Origin of the sequence: Pseudarthrobacter naphthalenicus (genome assembly GCF_029076445.1) — a bacterium.
GTDB classification, from domain to species: Bacteria; Actinomycetota; Actinomycetes; order Actinomycetales; family Micrococcaceae; genus Arthrobacter; species Arthrobacter naphthalenicus.
In genome coordinates this window covers 84340-108393 of record NZ_JARESG010000011.1, presented here as the reverse complement: position 1 = coordinate 108393, position 24054 = coordinate 84340, and the positions used below count along the sequence as shown (strand labels likewise).

Sequence of the window (24054 nt, the reverse complement as noted above, 5' to 3'; positions counted from 1 at the left end):
TTTTCGAAAAGGTGCGGGGCCGCCGTCGTGATGTCTGTTTGACTCCAGCTAATCAGCTGTGGTCCGCCATGCGTTCCTTCAGTGCGTTCAGCTCGGCACTCAGGGCCTCCGGCAGGGAGTCACCGAAATTCGCGTACCACTCTTCGATCGAGGCCAGCTCGGCATCCCATTCCTCGCGGTCCACGCGGACGGCATCTTCCACGTGGGCGTGGGTAAGGTCCAGGCCGGTCAGGTCCAGCGAGTGGGGCGCCGGGACGAAGCCGATGGGCGTTTCGATCGCGTCAGCCTTGCCTTCGAGGCGCTCGATGGCCCATTTGAGGACGCGGGCGTTGTCGCCAAAGCCCGGCCACGCGAAGCCGCCGTCGGCGGTGCGCCGGAACCAGTTGACCAGGAAAATGTGCGGGAGCCGTTCCGGGTTGGCCTTTCCGGAGACGCTGATCCAGTGCTTCAGGTAGTCGCCGGCGTCGTAGCCGATGAAGGGCAGCATGGCCATCGGGTCGCGGCGGAGCACGCCCACCTGGCCTGCAGCGGCGGCCGTGGTCTCCGAGGAGAGCGTGGAGCCCATGAAGATACCGTTGGTCCAGTTGCGGGCCTGGGTAACCAGGGGAACCGTGGTCTTGCGCCGGCCGCCGAAGAGGATGGCCGAGAGCTCCACGCCCTCGGGGCTGTAGTACTCCTCAGCCAGCATGTCGACCTGCGAGATCGGGGTGCAGAAGCGGGAGTTCGGGTGGGCGGCCGGCTGGTCCGAGTCCGGTGTCCACGAGTTGCCCTGCCAGTCGGTCAGGTGCGCGGGGACCTCGTCAGTCATCCCTTCCCACCACACGCCGCCGTCGTCCGTGAGGGCAACGTTGGTGAAGATGCTGTGGCCCTTGGCAATGGCGCGCATGGCGTTGGGGTTGGTCCCCCAGCCGGTGCCCGGCGCGACGCCGAACAGGCCGGCTTCCGGGTTGGTGGCGCGCAGTTCGCCCTCTTTGCCGATCCGCATCCAGGTGATGTCATCGCCGAGGGTTTCGACCTTCCAGCCTTCGATGGTGGGGTCCAGCAGGGCGAGGTTGGTCTTGCCACAGGCAGAGGGGAAGGCCGCGGAGATGTAGTAGTTCTTCTTCTCCGGTGAGGTGAGCTTGAGGATCAGCATGTGCTCGGCCAGCCAGCCTTCATCGCGGGCCATCACCGAGGCGATGCGCAGGGCGTAGCACTTCTTGCCCAGCAGGGCGTTTCCGCCGTAGCCGGAGCCGAAGGACCAGATCGAACGCTCTTCGGGGAAGTGGACTATCCACTTGTCCGGATTGCACGGCCACGGCACATCAGCCTGGCCGGCCTCGAGGGGTGCGCCCAGGGAGTGCAGGGCGGGGACGAAGAAGGCGTTCGTGGAGGTGATCTTGTCCAGCACGGCGGTGCCGATGTTGGCCATGATGCGCATGGAGGCGACGACGTAGGCGCTGTCGGTGATTTCCACGCCGAACTTGGGATCCTCGGCCTCGAGGTGGCCCATGACGAACGGGATGACATACATGGTGCGGCCGCGCATGGAGCCGGCGAAGAGGCCGCGCAGCTTCTGCTTCATCTCGGCCGGAGCCATCCAGTTGTTGGTGAAGCCGGCGTCGCGTTCATTTTCCGAGCAGATGTAGGTCTGCTCCTCGACCCGGGCAACGTCGGCCGGGTCGGAGAAGGCTGCGAAGGAGTTGGGGAACGTTTCCGGGTTAAGCCGTGTCAGGGTCCCGGCGGCGACGAGCTCGTCGGTCAGCCGGGTGTTCTCTTCCTCGGACCCGTCAACCCAATGGATGCGGTCCGGCTGCGTAAGTTCTGCAACCTCTTCGACCCACGCCAGCAGTGCGGCATGGGTGGTGGGTGCTTGTTCAAGCAACGGTTTCTGCGCCAGTTCGCCCATTACGGTTCCCTTCCTCGGGTTCATCGGTGTGTCCTAAATGTTATTGGCCGCCCCGGGGTGGCCGAGGATGGCAGGCGTGCTCGTTTCTGCTCTTTTGGGACGGAAACCGCGCAAATTCAAGGAAACGGTGCGCAAATTGATGGAATTAAGTGATGAAGGTCACGTAGACCGGTCTAGTCACCCATATTACACCCCTTCCGATTTGGCACGAGGGCCAGACTCGCGTAAAGTAATTCGAGGTTCGGGGAGCGAGATACTCCGCGAAACAGAGAATGCGCCCATAGCTCAGCTGGATAGAGCGTCTGTCTACGGAACAGAAGGTCAGGGGTTCGAATCCCTTTGGGCGCACAGAATGAAGGTCCGCATCGGTTCGCCGGTGCGGACCTTCTGCTTTTAAGCCCTCGCCAAAAGCCGTGACCGGAATGCGTAACTTTTTGTCACGGGCCTCACTCCGGACCCTGCAACACGGGGCCGCCGCTCCCTTGCCTGGTCAACAGCGACGCCAGGCAGCAGCCAATCCGGCCGGCTCCGTCCCGGAAGGCGGGCGTAGGCTGGACAAATGACGCCCCAAACCTTGGAACGGGAATTTGATGTCGTAATCATTGGCGCAGGAGCCGTGGGTGAAAACGTCGCGGACCGTGCAGTCCAAGGTGGACTCACCGTTGTGGTGGTCGAGGCCGAACTGGTGGGTGGCGAGTGTTCCTACTGGGCCTGCATGCCCTCGAAGGCGCTGCTCCGACCGGGCACAGCCCTTCACGGTGCGCAGACCGTGCCCGGGGCCGAGGCGGCGGTGACCCGCACCCTGGATGTTGCGGCAGTACTCAAGCGCCGCGACTACTTCACTGCCAACTGGCAGGATGAGGGCGCGGTGAAGTGGCTCGAGGGTGCCGGCATCGAACTCATCCGCGGGCGCGGGCGGCTCACCGGGCCCCGCGCCGTGGAAGTAGCCGGCCTGGACGGAAACATCTACCAACTCAAGGCGCGGCACGCCGTCGTACTGGCCACCGGCTCCACCCCCAACCAGCCGCCCATCCAAGGGCTGGCAGGACTGCACGTCTGGGGCACCCGGGAAGCCACGTCCGCCAAGGAAATCCCGGCACGGCTGCTGGTCCTCGGCGGCGGCGTGGCAGGCACCGAGCTCGCCCAGGCATTTGCCCGCCTCGGCTCGGAGGTGATTCTGGTGGCCAGGAGCGGGCTCCTGGGCAGCTTCCCGGCCAAGGCCAGCAGTCTCGTGGCGGCCGGACTGCGGGCGGACGGCGTGGAGATCCGCCTGGGCACATCGACCGAAAGCATCCATCAAAACGACGACGGCACCTTCACCCTGACGCTGCGTGACCAGCACGCCGGCGGACAGAGCGCCGTGACGGCGGACAAGGTCCTGGTCTCCACGGGCCGGCATCCGGCCCTCGAGGGCCTCGGCCTGGAAAGCGTGGGCCTCGGGGCCTCGGACGGGAAGCCACTCCGGCTGCAGACGGACCTGACTGGCCTAGTCCGCGGCACGGACGGGCACGAGCCTTGGCTCTACGCGGTGGGAGACGCCGCCGGCAAGAACTATTTCACGCATCAGGGCAAGTACGAGGCCCGGGCAACCGGTGATGCCATCGCCGCCCGCGCCAAGGGCGAACTGGCGGGAGACCCGGCAGCGTGGAGCCGCTACGCCCAGACCGCCAACCTGCACGCCGTTCCCAGTGTCGTGTTCACCGATCCCGAGCTGGCCGCCGTCGGACGAACCCTGGAGCAGGCCAGGAAGGACGGCTACAACGCCTCATCCGTGGAGCTGCCCATCGACGTTTCAGGGTCTTCCCTGCACTCCGAGCATTACGAGGGCTGGGCGCAGCTTGTGGTGGACGAGGACCGCCGGGTTCTCCTGGGGGCAACTTTTGCCGGACCCGACGTGGGAGAACTGCTGCATGCCGCCACCATCGCCGTGGTGGGCGAGGTCCCGCTTGAGCGGCTGTGGCATGCGGTGCCCTCCTTTCCGACCATCAGCGAAGTGTGGCTGCGGTTATTGGAAAAGTACGGCCTCTAGGCCTATTTGAACTGACTGGTCAGTTTAGTTAGGATGGGTGCAGACATTAATCGTCGAAAGGCCATCCTTGCTATTTGTCCAGCAGCTCCACGTGAAGGGCCGGCGCGATGAACTTCTTCCGCCCACCTCCCTGCGCGTCAGCCCCGGTGAGCTGCTGCTGGTGGCAGCAGACCGGCAGGACCAGAGAACCGCCCTCGCACTGACCATCAGTGGCCGCATGAAGCCCACCGGCGGCCTGATTACCTGGGCCGGCAACTCCCGTACCAAGACGCTTCGGCTGGCCAGCGCCCTGGTCGACTCCCCCGGAGTCAACGAACCCGAGCAGCACCTCAGCGTGCGCGACCTCGTGACCGAGGACCTCGCCCTGGTCCCCCGCCGCTACCGCGGCGCACTCCTCAGCAAGCCCTGGCTTAAAATCAACAGGTTTGAGGACATCGCGGATCTTTGGACCGAACAGCTCCCCGCCGGCAAACGGACGGAGTTGCTGACCGCCCTCGCGCTGGCCAACCCGCACACCGACCTCCTGGTGGTGGATTCCCCGGACCGGCACAGTGCCAGCGCTGCGGACTGGCTCCCGCGGCTTAAAGCGCTGGCGTACGACGGCGGGCGGCCACTCGCCGTCGTCGCTACCGTCACTGCCCTCCCGGACTCGTGGACGGGTCCCGCCGCCGTGATCGGCAACGCGGTCCAGCCGGCGGAGGAAGCGCCCGCCGCGCTGGAATCGGCACCTGAATCCACCCCGGCCCAAACCGCCGTGACCGACCAACCTTCCCTGGCTGACGACGAATCCGAAGCCCTCCTACGCGAAACCGAGGACGCCAAGTGACCGTGTTGCGGCTGGCCCGTTCCGAACTGAAGCGGATGACCGGCGGGTTGCTGCCGAAGCTCACCATCCTTGCCCTGACCATGGTGCCGCTCCTGTACGGCGCGGTGTACCTCTACGCCAACTGGAACCCCTACGGGAACCTGAATCAGATCGATGCCGCACTGGTGGTGGAAGACACCGGAGCCACTTCCGGCGACGGCACAGAACTCCATGCCGGCACCAAGGTGGCGGACGGCCTGATCGAGGGCCACGTCTTCAACTGGAAGCCGGTCAGCACGGCATCGGAGGCCGATCAGGGCGTCAGCAACGGCAAGTACGCGTTTGCGCTGAAGATCCCCCGGGACTTCTCCACCAACCTGGTCTCACCGGGCAGCTTCGATTCCGCCAGCCAGGCAATGCTGAACGTCACCACCAACGATGCCAACAACTACCTGCTGAGCACCATCGTGGACAAGCTGACCACCTCGGTCCACACCACAGTTGCCAAGGAGGTGGGCGAAGAAACCGCCAACCAGCTCCTCACCGGCTTCGGCACCATCCATGCCCAGATGCTCAAGGCAGGAGACGGTGCCGGACAACTGGCCGACGGCGTGGCCACACTCCGCGACGGAACCGTTACCCTCCACGCGGGTACCACCGAACTCAGCAGCGGAGCCGCAGAGCTCTACGCCGGGCAACTGAAACTCCGTGACGGCGCGAACCAGCTGACCGACGGCGCTGGCCGGCTCAGCAGCGGCCTCACCCTGCTGAAGGATAAGACCGCCACGCTCCCCACGGACACCCAGACCCTTGCCAACGGGGCCGCTCAGGTGGCCGCGGGGAACGCCCAGTTGAACACCAAGGTCCAGTCCGTCGTCACCCAACTCGACGCCGCCGACCGGGGACTGCGGACACGCGTGCTCGAATCGAACACCCGCCTCGTTGCCGCGAAAGTGATTACGCAGGAACAGGCGAACAGCATCCTGGCCGATTTCGACGCCGCGGCAACCTCAAACCCGGTGGCTGGTGCGAAGACCACCCTTCAGGCCGACGCCGCCCAAATCCAGCAGCTGGCTGACGGTGCCGAGGCAGTGAGCGTGGGCGCGGCCCAGCTCGCTGCCGGTATGCCGGCCTTGAAGAACGCCGTGGCACAGGCTTCGGCGGGCGCGGACCAGCTCCACACCGGTGCGGCCGCGCTGGCCACCGGCCAGCAGTCAGCACTGGACGGAGCCGGCCGGCTGGCAGAGGGTGCAAATAAGGTCGACGCCGGTGCCGGGCAGGTGGAGGCCGGCGCCGCGACGGCCGCCGACGGATCGCGGACGCTCGCCACCGAAATTGCCAAGGGTGCCGGGCAAGTGCCCAACCCCGACGACGCCCAGAAGGACAGCCTGTCCCACGTGATCGCCGACCCTGTTGCAGTCAGCAACGTCTCCCAGGCCAAGGCGAACTCCTATGGGGCGGGCCTGGCGCCCTTCTTCATGACCCTTGCCTTGTGGATCGGCATCTTTATGCTGGTCCAGGCCATGCGTCCCATCACCCAGCGGGCCCTGGCGTCGAACGCCCCGGCCTGGAAAATCGCCGTCGGCGGCTGGCTGCCGTTCCTTGCGGTCTCAGCGGTCCAGGCCACCCTCCTGACGCTCGTGGTGGACCTGGCCCTGGGCCTGAACCCGGCGCATCCGGTCCTGATGTGGCTCTTTATGCTGGCGGCGGCGATGGCGTTCAGCGCCATCATCCAGGGCGTCGTTGCGTTGCTGGGATCGCCGGGCAAGCTGGTGGTGCTGATCCTGCTGGTGCTGCAGCTTGTTTCCTCGGGCGGAACGTTTCCCTGGCAGACCACCCCGCAGCCGCTGCACGTGGTCCATGAGGTCCTCCCCATGGGCTACGTGGTAACCGGTATGCGGCACCTCATCTACGGCGCGGACCTGTCCATGATTGTGCCCACCGTCCTGGGGCTCCTCGGCTACACGCTGCTGGGCGCCGCGATGTCCACCTTCGCGGTCCGGAAGCACAAGTACTGGACGCTCAAGACCCTCAAACCCGAGATCGCGGTATGAGCGCCGTCCTGCCCGACGATGGTGCGGCCGGGAAGAAACTCCGGCCGGCCCGGACCAACGCCACCCGGCAGAAGCTGTTCGACGCCTCGATGGAGCTGATCGGCGAGCGGGGTGCTGCCGGCGTGACCGTGGATGAGATCGCCGCCGCGGCCGGGGTTTCCAAGGGTACCGTCTACTACAACTTCGGCAGTAAGTCCGATCTGATTGCGCAGCTGCTGCGCTATGGCGTGGACATCCTGAAGGCACGCCTGCTCAGCGCGCCCGCTGATCCCCGCCCCGCGGATGATCCCGGCCCCGCGGGTGATTCCGCCGCGGCGGGTGGTTCCGCCGGCGACCCGCTGCTGGCCATGGAGGCAATGATCGGTCAGGCAATGGACTTCATGGCCGATTATCCGTCCTTCGCGAGGCTGTGGGTCAGCGAAAACTGGCGCACCCCCAGCGTGTGGCAGGATACGTTTGCCGTGCTCAGGACCGAACTCCTGGCGGTTATCGGCGATGCCATCGAGGCGGTGGCCGCCGTCTACCCGGTGGACGCCGGCATCTCGCGCGGCAGCCTGGAGACGGCGATTTTTGGTGCCTGCTTTGTGGTGGGCCTGGACCGGGTGACCTACAACCCGGAGCGGAGCCGTGACCAAAGCGTTGCAGCAATCATGGCCAGCATGCGCGGCTACGTGCTGAAGTAACTCCTCCCTCGGGGATGATTGATCCCATGCGCCACATGGGTATCAGCGGAAAGTTCGCCCTCGTTATGGCCATCGCGGCCCTGGGCATGCTGGTGCTTACTGCCATCACGCTTGAGGAGGCCGTGATGGTCACGTTCCTGGGGCTCGTGGCCTTGGCCTACGTGGCCGCGGTAGGCGAAGTGCTTGTCCGGCGCCGCCATGCAGTCCTGGTGGCCACCGGGGCCGGGTCGAGCCTGACCGTCGCTTTTTCGCTGGCTTTCCTCAGCACGTGGGAGCTCGCCTTCGTGGATCAGTCCACCATCATCGGCACGCCGCTTCCCACCAACGATCCCGACAATTACTTCTTCTGGGCCGCCGCCTCGGCCGCTGCCACAGTACTGGTCCTGTTTCTGGGTGTGGCGTGGCCCCCGGGACGTCGGCCCGGCTCCCGGAACCGGCCGGTGGCGGGAAGCGGCCGGAAGCCCACGGCGTCCCAGGGCCGCCCCTCCGCCCGGGGCACGTCCGCCAGCCACGGGCCAGTCACCCGGAGCACGGCTGCCCGCAACACTGCGGCACCGGTTCAGCGGGCTTCCGGCTCCCGCGCGCCTGCCCGTTTGCCGGCGGCAGCCAAGCGGGCGTCGTCGTCGGCATCTCCGGCGCGTAAACCGGCCGCCAAAGCGGCGCCCCCGCCGGCACCCAAATCCGGCGCCAAGACCACGTCCCGGCGCTGACGCGGGCCGCCGCGTCCGGTGAGTACCGCCGTCGCCACTCCGCCCAGCAGAAGGACGCCACCGGCCAGTTCCGCGGGCGAGGGGACTTCGGCCAGTATCAGCCAGGCGGCACTCATCCCCACCACGGGCACCAGGAGAGTGAAGGGAACAACCGCCGACGACGGGTAGCGGGCCAGCAGCCGGTTCCAAATCCCGTACCCCACCAATGACCCGAAAATAGCCGTGTACAGCGCACTGGCGATGGTGACCGGCTGCAGGTGGGCCAGCGTTCCGAGCACGGCGTCGGGCCCGTCCACCAGGAGCGACAGTCCGGCGAGGGGCAGCGGAACAACAGCCCCGGACCAGACCACCAGTCCGAGCCCGGATGCCGCCTTGGCCCGGCGGGCGACGACGTTTCCGGCCGCCCAGGACAACGCCGCCCCCAGCACAATGATCAACGGCAGCAGGGGCGCCACGGCGCTGCGCCCTACTGCCACCACGGCGAGTCCCGCGACGCCAAGGACAACGCCGAACAGTTGGCTCCGGCTGGGGCGCTCCCCCAGGAACCCCGCCGCCAGCAGAACCGTCAGCAGCACCTGTGCCTGGAGCACCAGCGATGCCAGACCGGCCGGCATACCAAGCGCCATGGCCAGGTACAAGAGGCCAAATTGGCCCGCGCTCATAAAGAGTCCGACGCCGATGATCGCCTTCCAGCTGACATCCGGCTTCCGGATAAAAAAGATCAGGGGGAAGACGACCAGGACGAACCGCATGGCAACGAACAGCAGCGGCGGAACGTCACCGCCGTCGGGATGCAGTCCCAGGTCGATAGCGACGAAGTTGACGCCCCAGAGGACGGCGACGAGCAGCGCCAGGAGGGAGTGTGGGAGGTTCACCGTTCAACTCTGACAGACGCTGCGCCTCAGTGGGGGCGCGGAACCTTGAATTTGGTGATCCGGGCGTCCTGGCCGTCGAGTTCGGCCCAGGACTTTTCCGTTTCCAGCACAGCCAGGGCACTGGTGGGGTAGCGCGTGGCGGCGTCCATGTAGGCATCGTGGTTTGAGTCCCGGGAGGCAAGGTGCATGGCGAGGTCCTGGACCCCGGGCATGTGCGAGATGAGCATCAGCGTCGTCACGGTGTCGGGCACATGGTTGACCACGGTCAGCATGCGTAGCGCGGAGGCGGCGTAGAGGCCGTCCTCAAGTTTCGGCGTCGGGGCCTTATCCCCCAGCTCGGCGCACACCCACGTACAGGTCTGACGGGTGCGCAGGGCACTGGAGCAGAGGATGAAATCCGGGAAAATGTTGTGCTTGACCAGCCATTGCCCGGCCAACGGCGCTTCCCGGTGCCCGCGCTCTTCCAGCGGCCGTTCATGATCATCAACCCCGCCGGGCCAGTCAGCCTTGGCATGGCGCATGATCACCAGTCGCTTGATGTGGTGGTCGCTCATTCCCCAAGCCTAGCCCCCAAAAACACCAGCCGCGGAGGCCAAAACTTAGCCGCGGAGGCCAATACTCGCTGACCGGAACGGAACGCAAGAAGGCGGCACATCCCGAAAGCGCCGTTGTTGCGCGAGGAACGAGCGCAGGCGCAGAGGGATCGTGCCGCCTTCTTGCGGTACTGAAGTTAAGACTAGATCGAGTATTCCGGAGCGGCCCAGACCACTACTTCGGGGTGCTCGTAGAACCGGTAGCCCTGGCCGCGGACGGTGCGGACGGTGTTGGCGAGGCGGCCCAGTTTGGAGCGGAGGCGGCGGATGTGGACGTCGATGGTGCGCTCGTTGGGCACCTCTTCGGCGTTGCGCCACAGGCCTTCGAGCAGCTCGTCGCGGCCGACGGTGCGGGTGCCGTTCTCGACGAGGTAGTTGAGGAGTTCGAATTCCTTGAAGGTCAGGTTCAGGGATTCGCCGTCAAGGTGGACTTCGCGGCGGGCCAGGTCGATGAGGACGCCGGAGGGACGGGGCTCCGCCGCCTGCTGCAGCCGCGCAGTTTCGGTGCGCTTCTGGGCATTGACAGTGGGGTCACCAAAGGTGGACCGGACGACGTCGAGCGCGGAACCGGGGGTACCGGCCGGGGCCATGGCCACCGCAGCGTAGCTTTCGGCGCCGGTCACGAGCGACTGGGCGTAGGCGCGGATTTCCTGGGCAAGCTTGGCAATGGAGGTTCCGGCTGCCGCCGCGGTCTCCTCGTCGATGCCCATGTAAAGGACGAATCCGCGAGCAAGGTTATCGTTCGCGGACCTGGGTGCGTTGTTCCCCCCTACTACCGGCGTGGGCGCGGTGAGCGGGGCAGCTTCGGAGGGCTGCACGGCGCGGAGTTGGCCGTAGGAGTTGGGGTTGTAGCCCTGGGGTACGTACCCGGGAGCGGGGAAACCGGTTCCACCAGCGGCAGGCGCGAACGCCTGGCGGGTGCCAAAACCCTGACGGAGCCCGGAAGACTGGCTGGGCTTACCGGCGTTACGGACGGAGATGTGGACGTATCCGGATGCAACTGACATGAATGCTTACCTCAAATGTGAATGGCCGTCACTGCGGCTCGAATGCTGGTTGCCCGCAATGAAAAATCTGGGAGGGCGCCCGTCTCTGGACTGGGAAGGCGAATGCCTAAGAACTTCGTGGGTCTGAAGGTCAGGCGTGCATTCGACAACAGCGCATGTCGGCAGCAGCGGATGTGCTGGACCAATATTCTGCGGCTGCAGTTGCTGTTGAGTTCTTGTTCACAATTGAAAGTGTGCAACGTAACAATGAAAACTTGCAAGTAACAAAGGGCCCGTTCGTCCGCATCGTGAGACAAAGCGGCAATAATGCGCGTCGTATCACAATTCGGCGAGTCGGCATTTGCATGACATGGATTTCTGTCGAGGGGCCCCATTGTGCTCAGATGAAGAATATTATTCGATATAACCCATTATCTGAGAATCGACAGGAACTTCATGCGCTTGACGTAAAATTGCCACACTGGTTGAGGCGTGTTGTCCAATCGTCGGCTGATTTTTTCGCCAGGACGCGCATTCTTGGCCGAACGAGCACGACCCTACTGACCGGTAAGGGGTTCTGCCAGGGCCAAAGCGGGTTCAAAAGTCTTAGTTCGCAGTAACCGCCAGAGCCTGGTGAGTGCCCCGGTTCGGGGCGATCTCCTAATTCGTAGTTACTCCCGAGCTCGGAGTGCTGGATGTGCCGGAGTTCGGGGTGATGGACGTGCCGGCGGCCGTCAATTGGATGGTCTCCGCCCGGTAGGAATCAGACTCCTTGAGGGCGGAAACACGGACACTGGCACCGGTGGTGACGGCCGACAGACCGAGTGTGTTGCCGGCAGAGCTCCCCCGCTGCCGCACTCCTTCGGAGACCTGCACATCCGAATCCACGGCGTAGGTGCGGGAAAAGCCGTCATCACTTTTGACGGTGAGGGAGTTCGCGGAGACGCTGGTGACGGTCCCTGCCTGGCCCGCCATGGTGACGTAGCCCGAGTCCTGGAGGATGACGTATTCGGAATGGATGGCGGCATTGAGCCCAGCCATTCCCATGCCCAGTCCGGAAGGGCCGCCGTCCATTCCGGCGCCGGCACCGGGGCCGGTCATGCCGCCTTGGCTCCCTGGCCCGAACTGGCCCTGCGCGCCGAAACCCTGCCCGCCTGAACCCTGGCCACCCGCGCCCTGGCCGTCGGCCGCAGCCGCGCTGGAACCATTCGCGGCGGCGTAAGCGCCGGCGCCCGCTGCGGCAGCAACCACCACCGCCACGCCCCCTGCAACCATGCCCTTCTTCGCCGTCCAGGTCCTGTTCCGGCCGGAACCCAGGGCACCATTCGGGGAGTAGGACTTCGGTGCGCCCCATCCGGTCCCGGCGTTCGCGCCCGCCAGGACTGCCGGCGTCGTACCCCAACCCTCCGGTTCTTGGTAGGACGCGTCCTTCTGCGGCGCGCCCTCCCACACCGGGGCTGGCCCGTTTTCCGGCTGTCTGTTGCCCGCTCCAGACCCCGGGACGGCGTGATTGTTTTGCTGATCCATGGCTTTTCTCCAAAGACGGTCGGTACTGCTGGCTACGGTTGTCCCAACAGCGTCGGCCGCTTTGCTGTGCGCACGCTGTGCCGCAACGAAACCCTGACTGTGACGTGGGTCCGATCTCCGGGCCACGGCATCCCGCCGCTACAAGCAGGTGACTACGCTGGAACTCACAGCACACACACAGGAACCGCAAAGCCCCGGCACACCGGCAGATCAGAGAGTTGTCCCATGGCATCCCCGCACTCCATGACCAACAACCTTCCCCAGCTCACGCACCCGGACGGCTCGCCTATCCGCGCCCTCGTGGTGGACGACGAACCCAGCCTGTCCGAGCTCATGAGCATGGGCCTGCGCATGGCAGGCTGGTCCGTGGCCGTCGCGGCCGACGGGCCCGCCGCCGTCAAGCTGGCCAAGGACTTCCATCCGGACGTTTTGGTGCTGGATGTGATGCTGCCGGGGTTCGACGGCGTGGAGCTGCTGGGCAGAATCCGCACCTTTGCGCCGGAGGTACCGGCGCTGTTCCTCACGGCCAAGGACGACGTCCAGGACCGCATCGTGGGCCTGGCCGCCGGCGGCGACGACTACGTCACCAAGCCGTTCAGCATGGAAGAGGTCCTGCTGCGCCTGCACCGGCTGGTCCAGCGCTCCGGGGTGGCCGCCATGGACACCGCCGAACTGGTGGTGGGTGACCTGGTGCTCAACGTGGACACCCGGGAAGTTACCCGGGCCGGGGAAGAGGTCCAGCTGACGGCCACCCAGTTCGAACTCCTGCGCTACCTGATGGAGAACCCCAAACGCGTGGTCAGTAAGGCCCAGATCCTGGACCAGGTGTGGGATTACGATTTCGGTGGCCAGGCCAACATCGTGGAGCTGTACATCTCTTACCTGCGCAAGAAAATCGAGGCGAACCACCCGCCGATGATCCACACGGTGCGCGGCGCCGGCTACGTCATCAAGCCTGCAGATTAGCCGGGGACCGCATGTCCGCTCTTTCCGGTGTTCCCCGGCGGTCCGGCCGGTCCTGGTTCAACCCCTCGACCTGGCACCTCCGGACCCGCCTCATTTTGCTCTCCATGGCACTGCTGGTGGCCATCTCAGGTGCCATTGGCGTGGTCAGCTACGCCTCCATGGACGTGGTCCTTTCCAAGCAACTGAACGAACAGTTGACCATGGCGTCCCGCGGCCGGCCGCCGGAGGGCAACCCGTCCGGGCGCCCCGACCCCCTGGATGCCCGCGGGCAGGCCGTGGGGACGCTGAACGCGCGGGTGGCGGGCGGGCAGATCAGCCGGGAAGCGGGCTTCCTGTCCTCTGATTTCACCCGCACCCCGCTGACGTCCTCCGATGTGGCCACCCTCCAGGCGCTACCCCGCGACGGCGTACCGGTGGACCGCCAGCTGTCCAACGGCGACTACCGTGTCATGGCCACTCAGACTCCCTACGGTGACGTGGTGATTACCGGCCTGCCGCTGAGCACCAAACAGAGCACCGAGGCATCGCTTGTGCTCACGATGGTGCTGGTGTCGCTGGGCGGCCTGCTCGTGATCGGACTGGCCGGCACAGCCTTGATCCGCCGGACCATGCGCCCCCTGGAGCAGCTGTCCGACGTCGCCACCAAAGTTTCCAAGCTGCCCCTCGACGCCGGCGAGGTGGCGCTCGCCGTCCGCGTACCTGCCTCCGCTGCGCATCCCACCACGGAAGTGGGCAGTGTGGGGCACGCCCTGAACCTTATGCTGGACAACGTTTCCAGCGCTTTGGAAGCCCGCCAGCGGAGCGAAATGAAGGTGCGCCAATTTGTGGCGGATGCCTCGCACGAGCTGCGCACCCCGCTGACTGCCATCCGCGGCTACACGGAGCTGATGCGCATGACGGAGACGTTCACCGAGGACGGCAGGAAATCGCTGGGGCGGGTGCAGAGCCAGTCCGAGCGCATGACCACGCTGGTGGAGGACCTGTTGCTCTTGGCCCGGCTGGATGAAGGCAAAGCCCCGGAGACCACCGATGTGGATCTCACCCAGCTGGTGGTTGAGACCGTCAGCGACGAGAAAGTGATGGCCCCGGACCACATCTGGCAGTTGAAACTGCCGGCTGAGCCCATCATCGTGCGGGGGGACAACACCCAGCTCCACCAGGTCCTCGCCAACCTGCTGTCCAACGCGCGCAAGCACACGCCGGCGGGAACCACGGTGGTGACGGGCGTGATGCGGTCAGCCGATGGCAGCGTTGTTGTCACCGTCACCGATGACGGGCCGGGCATTCCGGGAGAGTTCCAGGGCAGGATCTTCTCGCGCTTCGCACGGGTGGACGCTGCCCGGGCCGGGTTGAAGGGCTCAGCCGGCTTGGAAGGCTCGTCCGGGCTGGGGCTCTCCATTGTGGAGTCCATTGTCCAGGCGCATGGCGGGAGCGTTGAACTGACGTCACGGCCGGGCAGGACCGAGTTCGCCGTCCGGTTGCCCGCAGCCAAGGTTGCCTCCGCCTGAATCCGGCCGGCAACTGACTCCGGGCGGCAAGCTGAACGGCAAGCTGAATTACACAGGCACGTCACAGGTTGCGCCTAATGGCCTCAAATAAAGCGGCGCGAGTCTTGATTCATGACGCTCACCGACTCCACCTCAGGAAGCCTGCCGGACGCTGCAGTGGCGCCGCTGAGCTTCCCGCCGCGGCAATCCCGGCCGCAGCCGCCACAGCCGCCACAGCCACAGCCGCCCCGGCCCCAGCGGGGCGCCGGGTGGCGTGCTCCTGTGAACACCCGCACCGCCGTCCCGGTCCTCGATGTCACCATCCCCGTTTTCAACGAGGAACGCGATTTGGAGGAATGCCTGCACCGGCTCCACGCGCACCTGCGCGAGTCCTTTCCGCACAGCTTCCGTATTACCGTGGCTGACAACGCGAGCACGGATGGAACCCTGAAGATCGCCGAACGCCTGGCCAGGGAGCTTCCGGAACTTGTGGTGGTCCATCTGGGGGAAAAGGGCCGCGGCAATGCGCTGCGGAAAGTGTGGCTGGCCTCGCCGTCTCCGGTCCTGGCGTACATGGACGTGGACTTGTCCACCGATCTCGCCGCGCTGGCACCCCTGCTGGCCCCACTGATTTCGGGTCATTCGGACCTTGCCATCGGCACGCGCCTGACGCGTAGCTCACGGGTTGTCCGCGGGCCCAAACGGGAGTTCATCTCGCGGACCTACAACCTCATGCTCCATTCCTTCATGGGCGCCAGGTTCAGCGATGCGCAGTGCGGCTTCAAGGCCATCCGGGCCGACGTCGCTCAACAGATCCTGCCGCATACTCTGGACAATTCGTGGTTTTTCGACACCGAACTCCTGGTCCTCGCCGAACGTTGTGGCCTTCGGGTCCATGAAGTCCCGGTGGACTGGACCGACGACCCCGATTCCAGCGTTGATGTGGTCCGCACCGCCCTGGCAGACATGCGCGGCATGGCCCGGCTGACCCGGGATCTGGTCTACGGCCGGATCCCTGTTCCGGAATTGCGTGCCGCCTTGGCCCGCGGCCCGCTGCCCGCGTCATCCCGTACTGCCGAGCAGACGCGGGTGGGGAGCCTTTTCCGCCAGTTGGTCAGGTTTGCTGCCATCGGCGGCGCCTCGACGCTGGCGTACCTGTTCATCTTCCTGGTGGGTCGCGGGTTCTTGGACCCCCAGGTGGCCAACTTTGTGGCCCTGCTCATCACCGCGGTGGCCAACACCGCCGCCAACCGGCGGTTCACCTTCGGCATTCAGGGCGGGAACCCGGTGCGGCACCATTTCGACGGGCTGATCGTCTTCGGCATCGGCCTGCTACTCACCTCCGGGGCACTCGCCGTGGTGCACAGTACGACGACGCCGGACCGTTGGGCGGAAGTCCTCACGGTGGTGGCCGCGAATCTTGCCGCTACCGCAGTCAGGTTCCTGCTGTTCCGGCTGTGGGTTTTCCGCGGCCCGGCAGTCCCTGCGGCCACATCCCCCACTACTTCTTCGACGGAAACGGCAGCATCATGACCTCCACCATCACACCGGCTGACGCCGGCCCCACTTCCGGCGCCCCGCAGGAGGCTCCTGCCGTGCCGGACGCCGGCGCACATTCCGGGCACGCAGTTCCCTCGGGAACGGCCCCGGGTCCCGGCACCCGCTGGACCCGGTACGCGTTCGGCAGCCAGCCCCGCTGGGTCCGGCCTTCGGCTGCGGCTCTCCTGGTGGCCACGGCAGTCCTGTATCTGTGGAACCTCGCGGCCACCGGATATGGCAACTCCTTCTACGCCGCCGCCATCCAGGCCGGAACCAAAGACTGGACGGCCTTCCTGTTCGGTTCACTGGATGCCGGCAACGCGATCACGGTGGACAAGCCCCCTGCCGCACTCTGGATTCCTGCCCTCGCGGGAAGGATCTTCGGCTTCTCGTCGCTGAGCATGCTGGTGCCCGAAGCGCTCATGGGAGTGGCCGCCGTCGGCATCCTTTACCTGACCGTCAAACGCATCTCCGGACCGGGGGCAGGCCTGCTGGCCGGGGGCGCCCTGGCGCTGACTCCGGTGGCGGCGCTGATGTTCAAGTTCAACAACCCCGACGCCTTGCTCACGCTTTGCCTGGTCCTCGCCGCGTACTTCACCACCCGCGCCATTGAGCAGGCGGGGTGGAAGTGGCTCGCGGCCGCCGGAGCCGTGGTGGGCCTGGCCTTCCTCACCAAGATGCTGCAGGGTTTCCTGATTGTTCCTGCCCTTGGCCTCGCATATCTCTGGGCGGCGCCCACCACTGTGGGACGCCGGATACTGCACCTTCTCGGTGCAGTGGGCGGCATCATCGTGGTGGCCGGGAGCTATGTGGCACTTTTCCAACTGACTCCGGCCTCGGCACGGCCCTACATGGCCGGTTCAACCACCAACAGTTTCCTGGAGCTGACCTTCGGCTACAACGGCTTGTCCCGCATCACCGGCTCGGGCGAGGGTATGCCAGGTGGCGGCGCCGGTGCGCCGGGCGGGACGGGTGCGGGCGGCGGCAACGGCGGGTTCGGCGGAGCCGCCGGCCTGCTGCGGATGTTCGGCACCAGCTTCGGCGGCGAGGTTGCCTGGCTGTTGCCCGCTGCCCTGGTCCTGCTGGCTGCCGGCCTGTGGTTCACCCGGAGGGAAATTCGGACCTCCCGTACCCGTGCTGCCCTGATCCTGTGGGGCGGCTGGCTTCTGGTCACGGCGGGTGTCTTCAGCTTTATGAGCGGCATCGTCCACCCCTACTATTCCGTGGCGCTGGCGCCGGCAATCGCAGCCCTGGTAGGCATCGGATCTGTGGAACTGTGGCGTGGCCGGGGTTACTGGCCAGCCCGGATCGTCCTGGCCGTCGTTATCCTGGGCAGTTCCATCTGGTCCGCGGTGCTGCTGGGCCGCGATGTGTCCTGGCTCCCGTGGCTGCGCATCGTCATCGTCGTCCTCGGCGTCTTTGCCGGCGCGGCGGTGATCCTTCGGCTCGACGCCCGCGGCACCGCCGGCAGGTTCCGGCACGCCGGTGCGGCCGCCGTCGTCGTAGTTTCCATTCTGGCCGGGGGCCTGGGCACCGGGGCGTGGACCCTGGCGACTGCCGCCTCCGCGCACTCAGGCTCCATCCCGACGTCGGGGCCCGCGGGGTCCTCAACAGGCGGCTTCGGCAACCGGACAGCCGGTTTCCGGGACGGCCGCACCGGGGCCGGCACTTCAAGCGACGGCTCCTCCGCCGACGGTGCTGCCGGTGACACTGCTGCCGGCGACGGTGCTTTGGGCGGCCTGCCGGGCGCTGACGGCCCCGGCAGTGCTGACGGCCCCGGCGGCGGCGGTGCCAGCGGCCCAGGCGGCGAGGGAACGGCGGATTCTGCGGTGACCGCCCTGCTCTCCTCCACCACCACAAAGTGGTCAGCGATTGTCTCCGGCGCTACCCAGGCAGCCGGCCTGGAACTGGCAACAAACACCAGTGTCATCGCCCTGGGCGGCTGGAATGGCGGCGACCCCTACCCCACGCTGGCACAGTTCCAGGACATGGTGTCCAAGGGCGAGATCGGCTACTTCATCCAAGGCGGGGGCATCGGCGGTGGCATGGGCGGGGGCATGGGCGGCCGGGGCGGTAACTCCGAAGTGGCAGCCTGGGTTCAGGCCAACTTCCAGTCCCAGACCGTGGGCAGCTCTACCGTGTACGCGTTGGCGAAGTAGCCCACCGTGGCCATCGATATCCCCGGCCATGCCGGCGGGCTTCAGAGGCCACCGGACGGCCGGCGCGGTGTTCCTGTGCCGGAAGGTTTCCCGGCGGCCCGTTCACAGGACGGCCATTCACGGTCCGGCCCATCACGCGGCGCCCGTCGGGGGCGTCTCCGGCTGCGCCTGGAGTTGGCGGCGGTCCTGGTGGCCACGGCGGTGCTGTACCTCTGGAACCTGGGAGCATCGGACTGGGCGAATGCGTTTTATTCCGCGGCGGCCCAGGCGGGCTCCCAGGACTGGACCGCCTGGTTCTTCGGCTCTTCGGACGCCGCCAATTCCATCACCGTTGACAAGCCTCCGGCATCGCTGTGGATCATGGGCCTGTCGGTCCGGTTCTTCGGCTTGAGTTCATGGAGCGTCCTGGTACCCGAAGCGCTCATGGGTGTTGCCACCGCGTGGCTGCTGTATCTCGCAGTACGGCGGGCAGCGGGGCCGGCCGCTGCCGATAGCCTCCTGGCACACCGGGCGGGCCTGCTGGCCGCCGTGGTTCTGGCGATCACGCCGGTGGCCGCGCTGATGTTCCGGTTCAACAATCCCGATGCCCTGCTTGTTCTGCTCATGACCGCCGCAGGCTACGCGACACTCCGGTCCATCCAGGACGGGAAGGTGCGCTGGCTGGTGCTGGCCGGAGTGCTCCTGGGCTTCGGTTTCCTCACCAAACAGCTCCAGGTGCTGCTGGTGCTTCCCGGTTTTGCCGTGGCCTACTTTGTGGCGGCACCGGAAGGAATCGGCCGGCGCCTGCTTCGCCTGGCGGCGGCGGGTGCGGCCATGGTGGCCGCCGCAGGGTGGTGGCTCCTCGCCGTGGAGCTCACGCCGGCAAACCTGCGGCCGTACATTGGCGGTTCGCAGAACAACTCGATCATTGAGCTCACGCTGGGCTACAACGGTTTGGGCCGCCTGAGCGGTGACGAAACCGGGAGCGTGGGCGGCGGCAACGGGTGGGGCGTCCCGGGCCCGTTGCGGATGTTCAGCAGTGAGTTCGGCGGCCAGATTGCGTGGCTGCTGCCGTCCGTGCTGATCCTCGCCGCCGGCCTGCTGTGGGTGGGCCGGCGGGCACCTCGCACGGATGGTGTCCGCGCCTCCGTCATCATGTGGGGCTCGTGGGTGCTGGTCACGGGGCTGGTCTTCAGTTTCATGGCGGGCATTATCCACCCGTACTACGCGGTGGCACTGGCGCCCGGAATCGCCGGCCTGGCCGGACTGGGCGGCGTCCTCCTCTGGCAGCACCGGCGGCAGCCCGCCGCAGCGCTGCTGCTCGCCGCTGCCGTGGCGGCTGCGGCAAGCATGGGCTTCGCCCTTTTGGGCACCACCTCCGCCTACGGTCCGTGGCTCCGCTGGTTTGTCCTGGCCGCCGGGCTTGCGGGCGCAGCAGGCGTGTTGTTCGGCCGTTACCTGAGCTTCCGTGTGATGCAGCGGACGACGGCGGTCCTCGCCGTCGCCGCCTCCCTTGCCGGACCGCTGGCGTTCTCGCTATCAACGGCCGCGGCCGTCCACAGCGGCGCGATCGTCAGCGCCGGACCTGCCACGAGCGCAGGCGGGTTCCGTCCAGGCGGTCCTGCTGCAGCCGGCCAAGGTAACCCGTTACGGAACGGCGCCAATCCCAATGGGCCTGGCGGCACCGGCGCCAATCCCAACGGGCCTGGCGGCACCGCCAGCGGCACCGGCGCCAACATCAATGGACCGGGCGGCACCAGCCGGCAGGCCGGCGGAATGGGTGGCCTTCTGGGTGCCACCTCGCCGTCGGCTCAGTTGGTGACCGCCCTGAGAAGTGACGCATCCCGCTATACCTGGGCGGCCGCCGTCGTGGGTTCCAACAATGCGGCCGGCTACCAGTTGGCAACGCAACTGCCGGTCATGCCCGTGGGCGGCTTCAATGGAACGGACCCCTCCCCCAGCCTTGGCGGGTTCCAGGATCTGGTGGCGCAAGGCAAGATCCACTACTTCATTGCCGGCGGAACGATGCGGTCCACCAGCGGCTCGGACGCCGCATCCCAGATTGCGCAGTGGGTGGCGGCAACGTTCCCTGCGCAATCCATCGGCGGAACCACGGTCTACGCGCTGGTTAGTTAGCCGCGTAGCGTTGCGGCACCCCTCCGGCGCCGGGCACCGCAAGCCAACACGCCGACGTCGTGATCCTCGTTACCAAAATGTGACTTCGGCGGCCTACTCCGGTACCGTTGATAACGTGCGGTTCCCGTTTGGTCCGCACATCCGGATGACGCCAAGCTCTGCCGCTTCCCGGATTCCGTTCGACCGAGGCAGAGGCGGGGGACCCAGAGTCCCGGGCTTTTAGTGCCCTTGGGGTGAAGCCAGCACGTGATATTCCGTGTGGCCGGATGCCCTCATCCGAACCCGACAGCTAACTCCGCAGGTGTGAGAGGCGATCAATCATGTCTGAATCCAAGGTACAAACGCGCGCGCAGGACGGGTCAAACAGGCTCCGCAACCGGATTCCCACGCTGGGACAGCGTGTGGCCGTTATAGGGACGGCGCTCACGCTCCTCATCGGGTTGGGCGCAGCAGGCCAAGCATCCGAGTCCGGCGGCCTTACGGCCGTCAGCGACACGCAGAAACTGTCCGCTGCCGACATCGAATCCCGGTTGACGATGGAAAAGGCCGAAATACAAGCCAAATCTGCGCCGGAGGCCGCCGCGGCTGAAATCAGCGTAGCCCCGCAGGCCGCCGAGCCTGCAGCTGCACCCGCACCGGCTCCAGCTCCTGCGCCGGAGCCCGTGCCGGCACCCGCACCGGCACCTGAACCGGCGCCCGCACCTGAGCCTGCGCCCGTGGTGGCAGTCAATGACCCCGCAGGAGCCCAGGCCTACGCCGCCGGCCAGCTGGGCAGCTATGGCTGGTCCGCTGACCAAATGCAGTGCCTCCAGACGCTGTGGACCAAGGAATCCGACTGGACCACCACGGCCACCAACGCCAGCAGCGGTGCCTACGGCATCGTCCAGTCGCTGCCTGCAGAGAAGATGGCCAGTGCCGGCGCGGACTACCTCACCAACTACCGCACACAGATCAACTGGGGCCTGAACTACATCCAGGAGCGCTACCAGTCGCCGTGCGGTGCATTGAACTTCCACTTGTCACACAACTGGTACTGATCCGATTCCCCGGAATCCGCACAGCCGCAGCAGGCCCTGAATCCCCCGGTTCAGGGCCTGCTGCCTTCTTTGGCTGAATATTTCCCTGGCTGAATCCAGCTGAATCAGCCCTGGGACTCCCGGCCCGGGATGTACTGCACGGCCCACTTGTTGCCGTCGGGATCCGCGAAGTACACAAAATGGCCCCAGTCCTGCACGTCCACGTCACTCACATCCACCCCGTTCTTCTTGAGATGGGCGTGGGCAGCCTGGATATCGCTGACCACCATCTGCAGGCTCGGGGCCGTCCCCGGCGGGGCGTCGTTGAGGCCCTCGCCAATGCAGATGGAACAGGCGGATCCGGGCGGCGTCAGCTGGACAAAACGGATGCCCTCACTGGGCCGCTCGTCGTAGTCAGCGTTGAAGCCGACTTTGTTGACGTAGAAATCCTTCGCACGGTCCACGTCGGACACAGGGACAAAGACAAGTTCAAGTTTCCAGTCCATCCGCACAGGCTAGCGGCGGGGTCCTGAAACCGGAAGGCCCTCTTGCCCTCTTGCGCCGGAAGCTAGCCGGCAATGCCGTAGAGGCGGTCTCCAGCATCGCCGAGCCCGGGAACGATGTAGGACTTGTCGTTGAGCTTTTCGTCGATGGAGGCCAGGACGATGGTCACGTTGGCATCCGCCAGTTCTTCTTCCAGCTTGGCCAGGCCTTCCGGCGCGGCCAGCAGGCAAATGCAGGTGACGTCGGAGGCGCCGCGCTTGAACAGGAACTTGATGGCTTCGCGGAGGGTCCCGCCGGTAGCCAGCATGGGATCCAGGACAAAGATCTGACGGTCCGTAAGGTCCTCCGGCAGACGCTCGGCGTAGGTGATGATGTCCAGCGTTTCCTCGTCGCGGGCCATGCCCAGGAAACCCACCTCAGCAGTGGGGACCAGTTTGGTCATGCCCTCAAGCATGCCCAGGCCGGCGCGGAGGATGGGGACCACCAGCGGGGTGGGCTTGGTGAAGGCGGTGCCCACGGTGGTGCTCACCGGCGTTTCGATGGTCACGGGCTGGGTGCGCACATCGCGCGTGGCCTCATACGCGAGCAGTGTCACCAGCTCTTCCGTCAGCATCCGGAAAACCGGAGACGGGGTGTTTTTGTCCCTCAGGACGGTGAGCTTATGGGCGACCAGCGGGTGGTCAACAACAAGAGTGCGCATGGGTCAAAACTATCATCCGGCCCGGGCGGCCCCGCCGGGAGTCAGCTCCGCTGCTCGTCCCGGATAGCAGGGTGTTCGAACGTCGGGGGCGGACCTGCGTGCTCGCGTCTCCGCAATACATGGAAAAGCCTGTGGGCCAGGATCACTATTCCCACCCACGCCAGGCCCAGGAACCAGCCGGCCATGACGTCCGTCATCCAGTGGTGCCCCAGGAAAACCCGGCTGAGGCCCATGGCAATGATGAAGACCACCCCGGCGACGATCGCGGTGATTCGCGCCCAGGTCATCTCAAACTGGAGGCACATGATGTAGATCAGGACACCAATGACCACCGTGGTGTTCAGGGTGTGGCCGCTGGGGAACGACGGCGAGGTCTCATACGGCGGGACCGCATCAGCGTGGTCCGGGCGGGTGCGCCCGACCAGACGCTTGCCCACTGTCGTCGCCGTCGTGGAGACGGCTGCGGCGCCGCCCACCAGGATGATGGGGCGCCATGTCCTGCTCAGGAACGTGAGCCACGCTGTCAGGATGCTGGCCAGGATGGGCATGCCGATGCCGCCGCCGATGTTGGTGAATGCCGTCACGGCTGCGTCGAGGCCGGGGTTCCGCAGGCTTTCGGCCAGTTGGAGCGCAGGCCGGTCCAGGGACGTCAGCCCGGCATCGTCCACCACGTTGTCGTAGACCTCGGCACCGAGCAGCGCCATGATGACCACCAGAACACCACCCACCAGCATGGTGATCCACAGCGCCGCGTACGGTTTGAACCATTGGCCTGCGCGGGCCCTGAATGTGTCAACATCCACGAGTTCCTCCTGGCGTCAGTGGGTGGCAAGGACGGATATCACTCGAAACTATCATTGAGCCATGGCGCCGGGCGAAAAGAAACACAGCGAATGGATGGGCCTTGCCCTTGACGAGGCCCGGCGCGCCCTTGCCACGGAGGACGTGCCCATCGGTGCTGTTGTCCTCGGACCCGACGGCGCCGTGCTGGGTTCCGGACGGAACCAGCGGGAGGAACTCGGGGACCCTACCGCCCACGCGGAGGTGGTGGCCATCCGTGAGGCGGCCGGGAAACTGCGCGCTTTGTCGAAGCTTGAGGGCGGAGCCGGGGACGGCTGGCGGCTGGCGGACTGCACACTGGTGGTCACGCTGGAGCCGTGTGCCATGTGCGCGGGAGCGGTAGTACTGGCCCGGATCCCCCGGGTGGTTTTCGGTGCCTGGGATGAGAAGGCCGGCGCGGCCGGATCGGTCTTCGATGTCCTCCGCGAGCGCCGCCTCAATCATTGGGTGGAGGTCTACGGCGGCGTCAGGGAAGACGAGTGCGGGGCGCTGCTGCGGGAATTCTTCGCCGCCCACCGCGGCAAGCTCTAGCCCCGGGGTTGCCCTTCCCCTTTGAGCCCGCAGACGGCCGCGATGCG

The 24054-nt window shown here is 66.3% G+C and carries 19 protein-coding genes, 1 tRNA gene and 1 riboswitch; of the genes, 12 read left to right on the top strand and 8 right to left on the bottom strand.

The genetic code is table 11. The features are described 5' to 3' along the window. Positions 1-52 precede the first annotated feature (52 nt). The gene (locus tag PY310_RS12535) at positions 53-1888 is read right to left on the bottom strand and encodes a phosphoenolpyruvate carboxykinase (GTP) (RefSeq protein WP_275214775.1); all 1836 of its coding nucleotides are present in this window, start codon (positions 1886-1888) and stop codon (positions 53-55) included. Between the two features lie 274 nt (positions 1889-2162). On the opposite strand from PY310_RS12535, the gene PY310_RS12530 reads away from it, so the two are divergent. From PY310_RS12530 to PY310_RS12510, 5 genes are all read left to right on the top strand, one after another. After that, positions 2163-2236: transfer RNA gene (locus PY310_RS12530), tRNA-Arg, on the top strand. 211 nt (positions 2237-2447) lie between these two features. Further along, complete coding sequence (locus PY310_RS12525) at positions 2448-3917, top strand: dihydrolipoyl dehydrogenase family protein (protein WP_275214725.1); 1470 nt, start codon at positions 2448-2450, stop codon at positions 3915-3917. A 67-nt stretch (positions 3918-3984) separates the two neighbouring features. Next, positions 3985-4743 carry an ABC transporter ATP-binding protein gene (locus PY310_RS12520; RefSeq protein WP_275214724.1) on the top strand — a complete coding sequence of 253 codons (759 nt, stop codon included), beginning with the start codon at positions 3985-3987 and terminating at the stop codon, positions 4741-4743. Then, entirely contained in the window at positions 4740-6776 is a 2037-nt protein-coding gene (locus PY310_RS12515) for a YhgE/Pip family protein (protein WP_275214723.1), read from the top strand. Before PY310_RS12520 ends, PY310_RS12515 begins: the two co-directional genes overlap by 4 nt. After that, a complete protein-coding gene (locus tag PY310_RS12510) occupies positions 6773-7459 on the top strand; it encodes a TetR/AcrR family transcriptional regulator (protein WP_275214722.1) in 687 nt (228 codons plus the stop codon). The genes PY310_RS12515 and PY310_RS12510 overlap by 4 nt, the downstream gene beginning before the upstream one ends. 559 nt (positions 7460-8018) lie before the next feature. Here the strand turns inward: PY310_RS12510 and PY310_RS12505 are convergent. From PY310_RS12505 to PY310_RS12490, 4 genes are all read right to left on the bottom strand, one after another. Next, on the bottom strand, positions 8019-9044 hold the full coding sequence (locus PY310_RS12505; protein WP_275214721.1) for an EamA family transporter: 1026 nt from the start codon (positions 9042-9044) through the stop codon (positions 8019-8021). A 26-nt stretch (positions 9045-9070) separates the two neighbouring features. Beyond that, positions 9071-9598 (bottom strand): SixA phosphatase family protein, encoded by a 528-nt coding sequence (locus PY310_RS12500; protein WP_275214720.1) that lies wholly within the window; start codon positions 9596-9598, stop codon positions 9071-9073. A 182-nt stretch (positions 9599-9780) separates the two neighbouring features. Next, complete coding sequence (locus tag PY310_RS12495) at positions 9781-10644, bottom strand: winged helix-turn-helix domain-containing protein (protein ID WP_275214718.1); 864 nt, start codon at positions 10642-10644, stop codon at positions 9781-9783. Between the two features lie 639 nt (positions 10645-11283). Further along, on the bottom strand, positions 11284-12150 hold the full coding sequence (locus tag PY310_RS12490; protein WP_275214716.1) for a hypothetical protein: 867 nt from the start codon (positions 12148-12150) through the stop codon (positions 11284-11286). 225 nt (positions 12151-12375) lie between these two features. On the opposite strand from PY310_RS12490, the gene PY310_RS12485 reads away from it, so the two are divergent. The 6 genes from PY310_RS12485 to PY310_RS12460 all read left to right on the top strand — a co-directional run bounded on the left by PY310_RS12485 (position 12376) and on the right by PY310_RS12460 (position 21453). Further along, positions 12376-13116, top strand: a complete 741-nt coding sequence (locus tag PY310_RS12485) for a response regulator transcription factor (protein ID WP_275214715.1) — start codon at positions 12376-12378, stop codon at positions 13114-13116. 11 nt (positions 13117-13127) lie between these two features. After that, on the top strand, positions 13128-14624 hold the full coding sequence (locus PY310_RS12480) for a sensor histidine kinase (protein WP_275214714.1): 1497 nt from the start codon (positions 13128-13130) through the stop codon (positions 14622-14624). 111 nt (positions 14625-14735) lie between these two features. Then, positions 14736-16136 (top strand): bifunctional glycosyltransferase family 2/GtrA family protein, encoded by a 1401-nt coding sequence (locus PY310_RS12475; RefSeq protein ID WP_275214712.1) that lies wholly within the window; start codon positions 14736-14738, stop codon positions 16134-16136. Next, a complete protein-coding gene (locus tag PY310_RS12470) occupies positions 16133-18301 on the top strand; it encodes a glycosyltransferase family 39 protein (RefSeq protein ID WP_275214711.1) in 2169 nt (722 codons plus the stop codon). The genes PY310_RS12475 and PY310_RS12470 overlap by 4 nt, the downstream gene beginning before the upstream one ends. Positions 18302-18313: 12 nt before the next feature. Beyond that, positions 18314-20416, top strand: a complete 2103-nt coding sequence (locus PY310_RS12465) for an ArnT family glycosyltransferase (protein ID WP_472925633.1) — start codon at positions 18314-18316, stop codon at positions 20414-20416. Between the two features lie 156 nt (positions 20417-20572). Then, positions 20573-20731, top strand: a riboswitch (cyclic di-AMP (ydaO/yuaA leader). 5 nt (positions 20732-20736) lie between these two features. Continuing rightward, a complete protein-coding gene (locus tag PY310_RS12460; RefSeq protein WP_275214708.1) occupies positions 20737-21453 on the top strand; it encodes an aggregation-promoting factor C-terminal-like domain-containing protein in 717 nt (238 codons plus the stop codon). Between the two features lie 104 nt (positions 21454-21557). Here PY310_RS12460 and PY310_RS12455 read toward each other — a convergent pair whose 3' ends face one another. The 3 genes from PY310_RS12455 to PY310_RS12445 all read right to left on the bottom strand — a co-directional run bounded on the left by PY310_RS12455 (position 21558) and on the right by PY310_RS12445 (position 23370). Then, positions 21558-21938 (bottom strand): VOC family protein, encoded by a 381-nt coding sequence (locus PY310_RS12455; RefSeq protein ID WP_275214706.1) that lies wholly within the window; start codon positions 21936-21938, stop codon positions 21558-21560. Between the two features lie 62 nt (positions 21939-22000). Then, positions 22001-22636: a uracil phosphoribosyltransferase gene (gene upp, locus PY310_RS12450; protein ID WP_164202329.1), complete on the bottom strand. Its 636-nt coding sequence runs from the start codon at positions 22634-22636 to the stop codon at positions 22001-22003. A gap of 41 nt (positions 22637-22677) precedes the next feature. Then, positions 22678-23370, bottom strand: a complete 693-nt coding sequence (locus PY310_RS12445; RefSeq protein ID WP_275214773.1) for a phosphatase PAP2 family protein — start codon at positions 23368-23370, stop codon at positions 22678-22680. 130 nt (positions 23371-23500) lie between these two features. On the opposite strand from PY310_RS12445, the gene PY310_RS12440 reads away from it, so the two are divergent. Further along, a complete protein-coding gene (locus PY310_RS12440) occupies positions 23501-24007 on the top strand; it encodes a nucleoside deaminase (RefSeq protein ID WP_275214703.1) in 507 nt (168 codons plus the stop codon). Positions 24008-24054 lie beyond the last annotated feature (47 nt).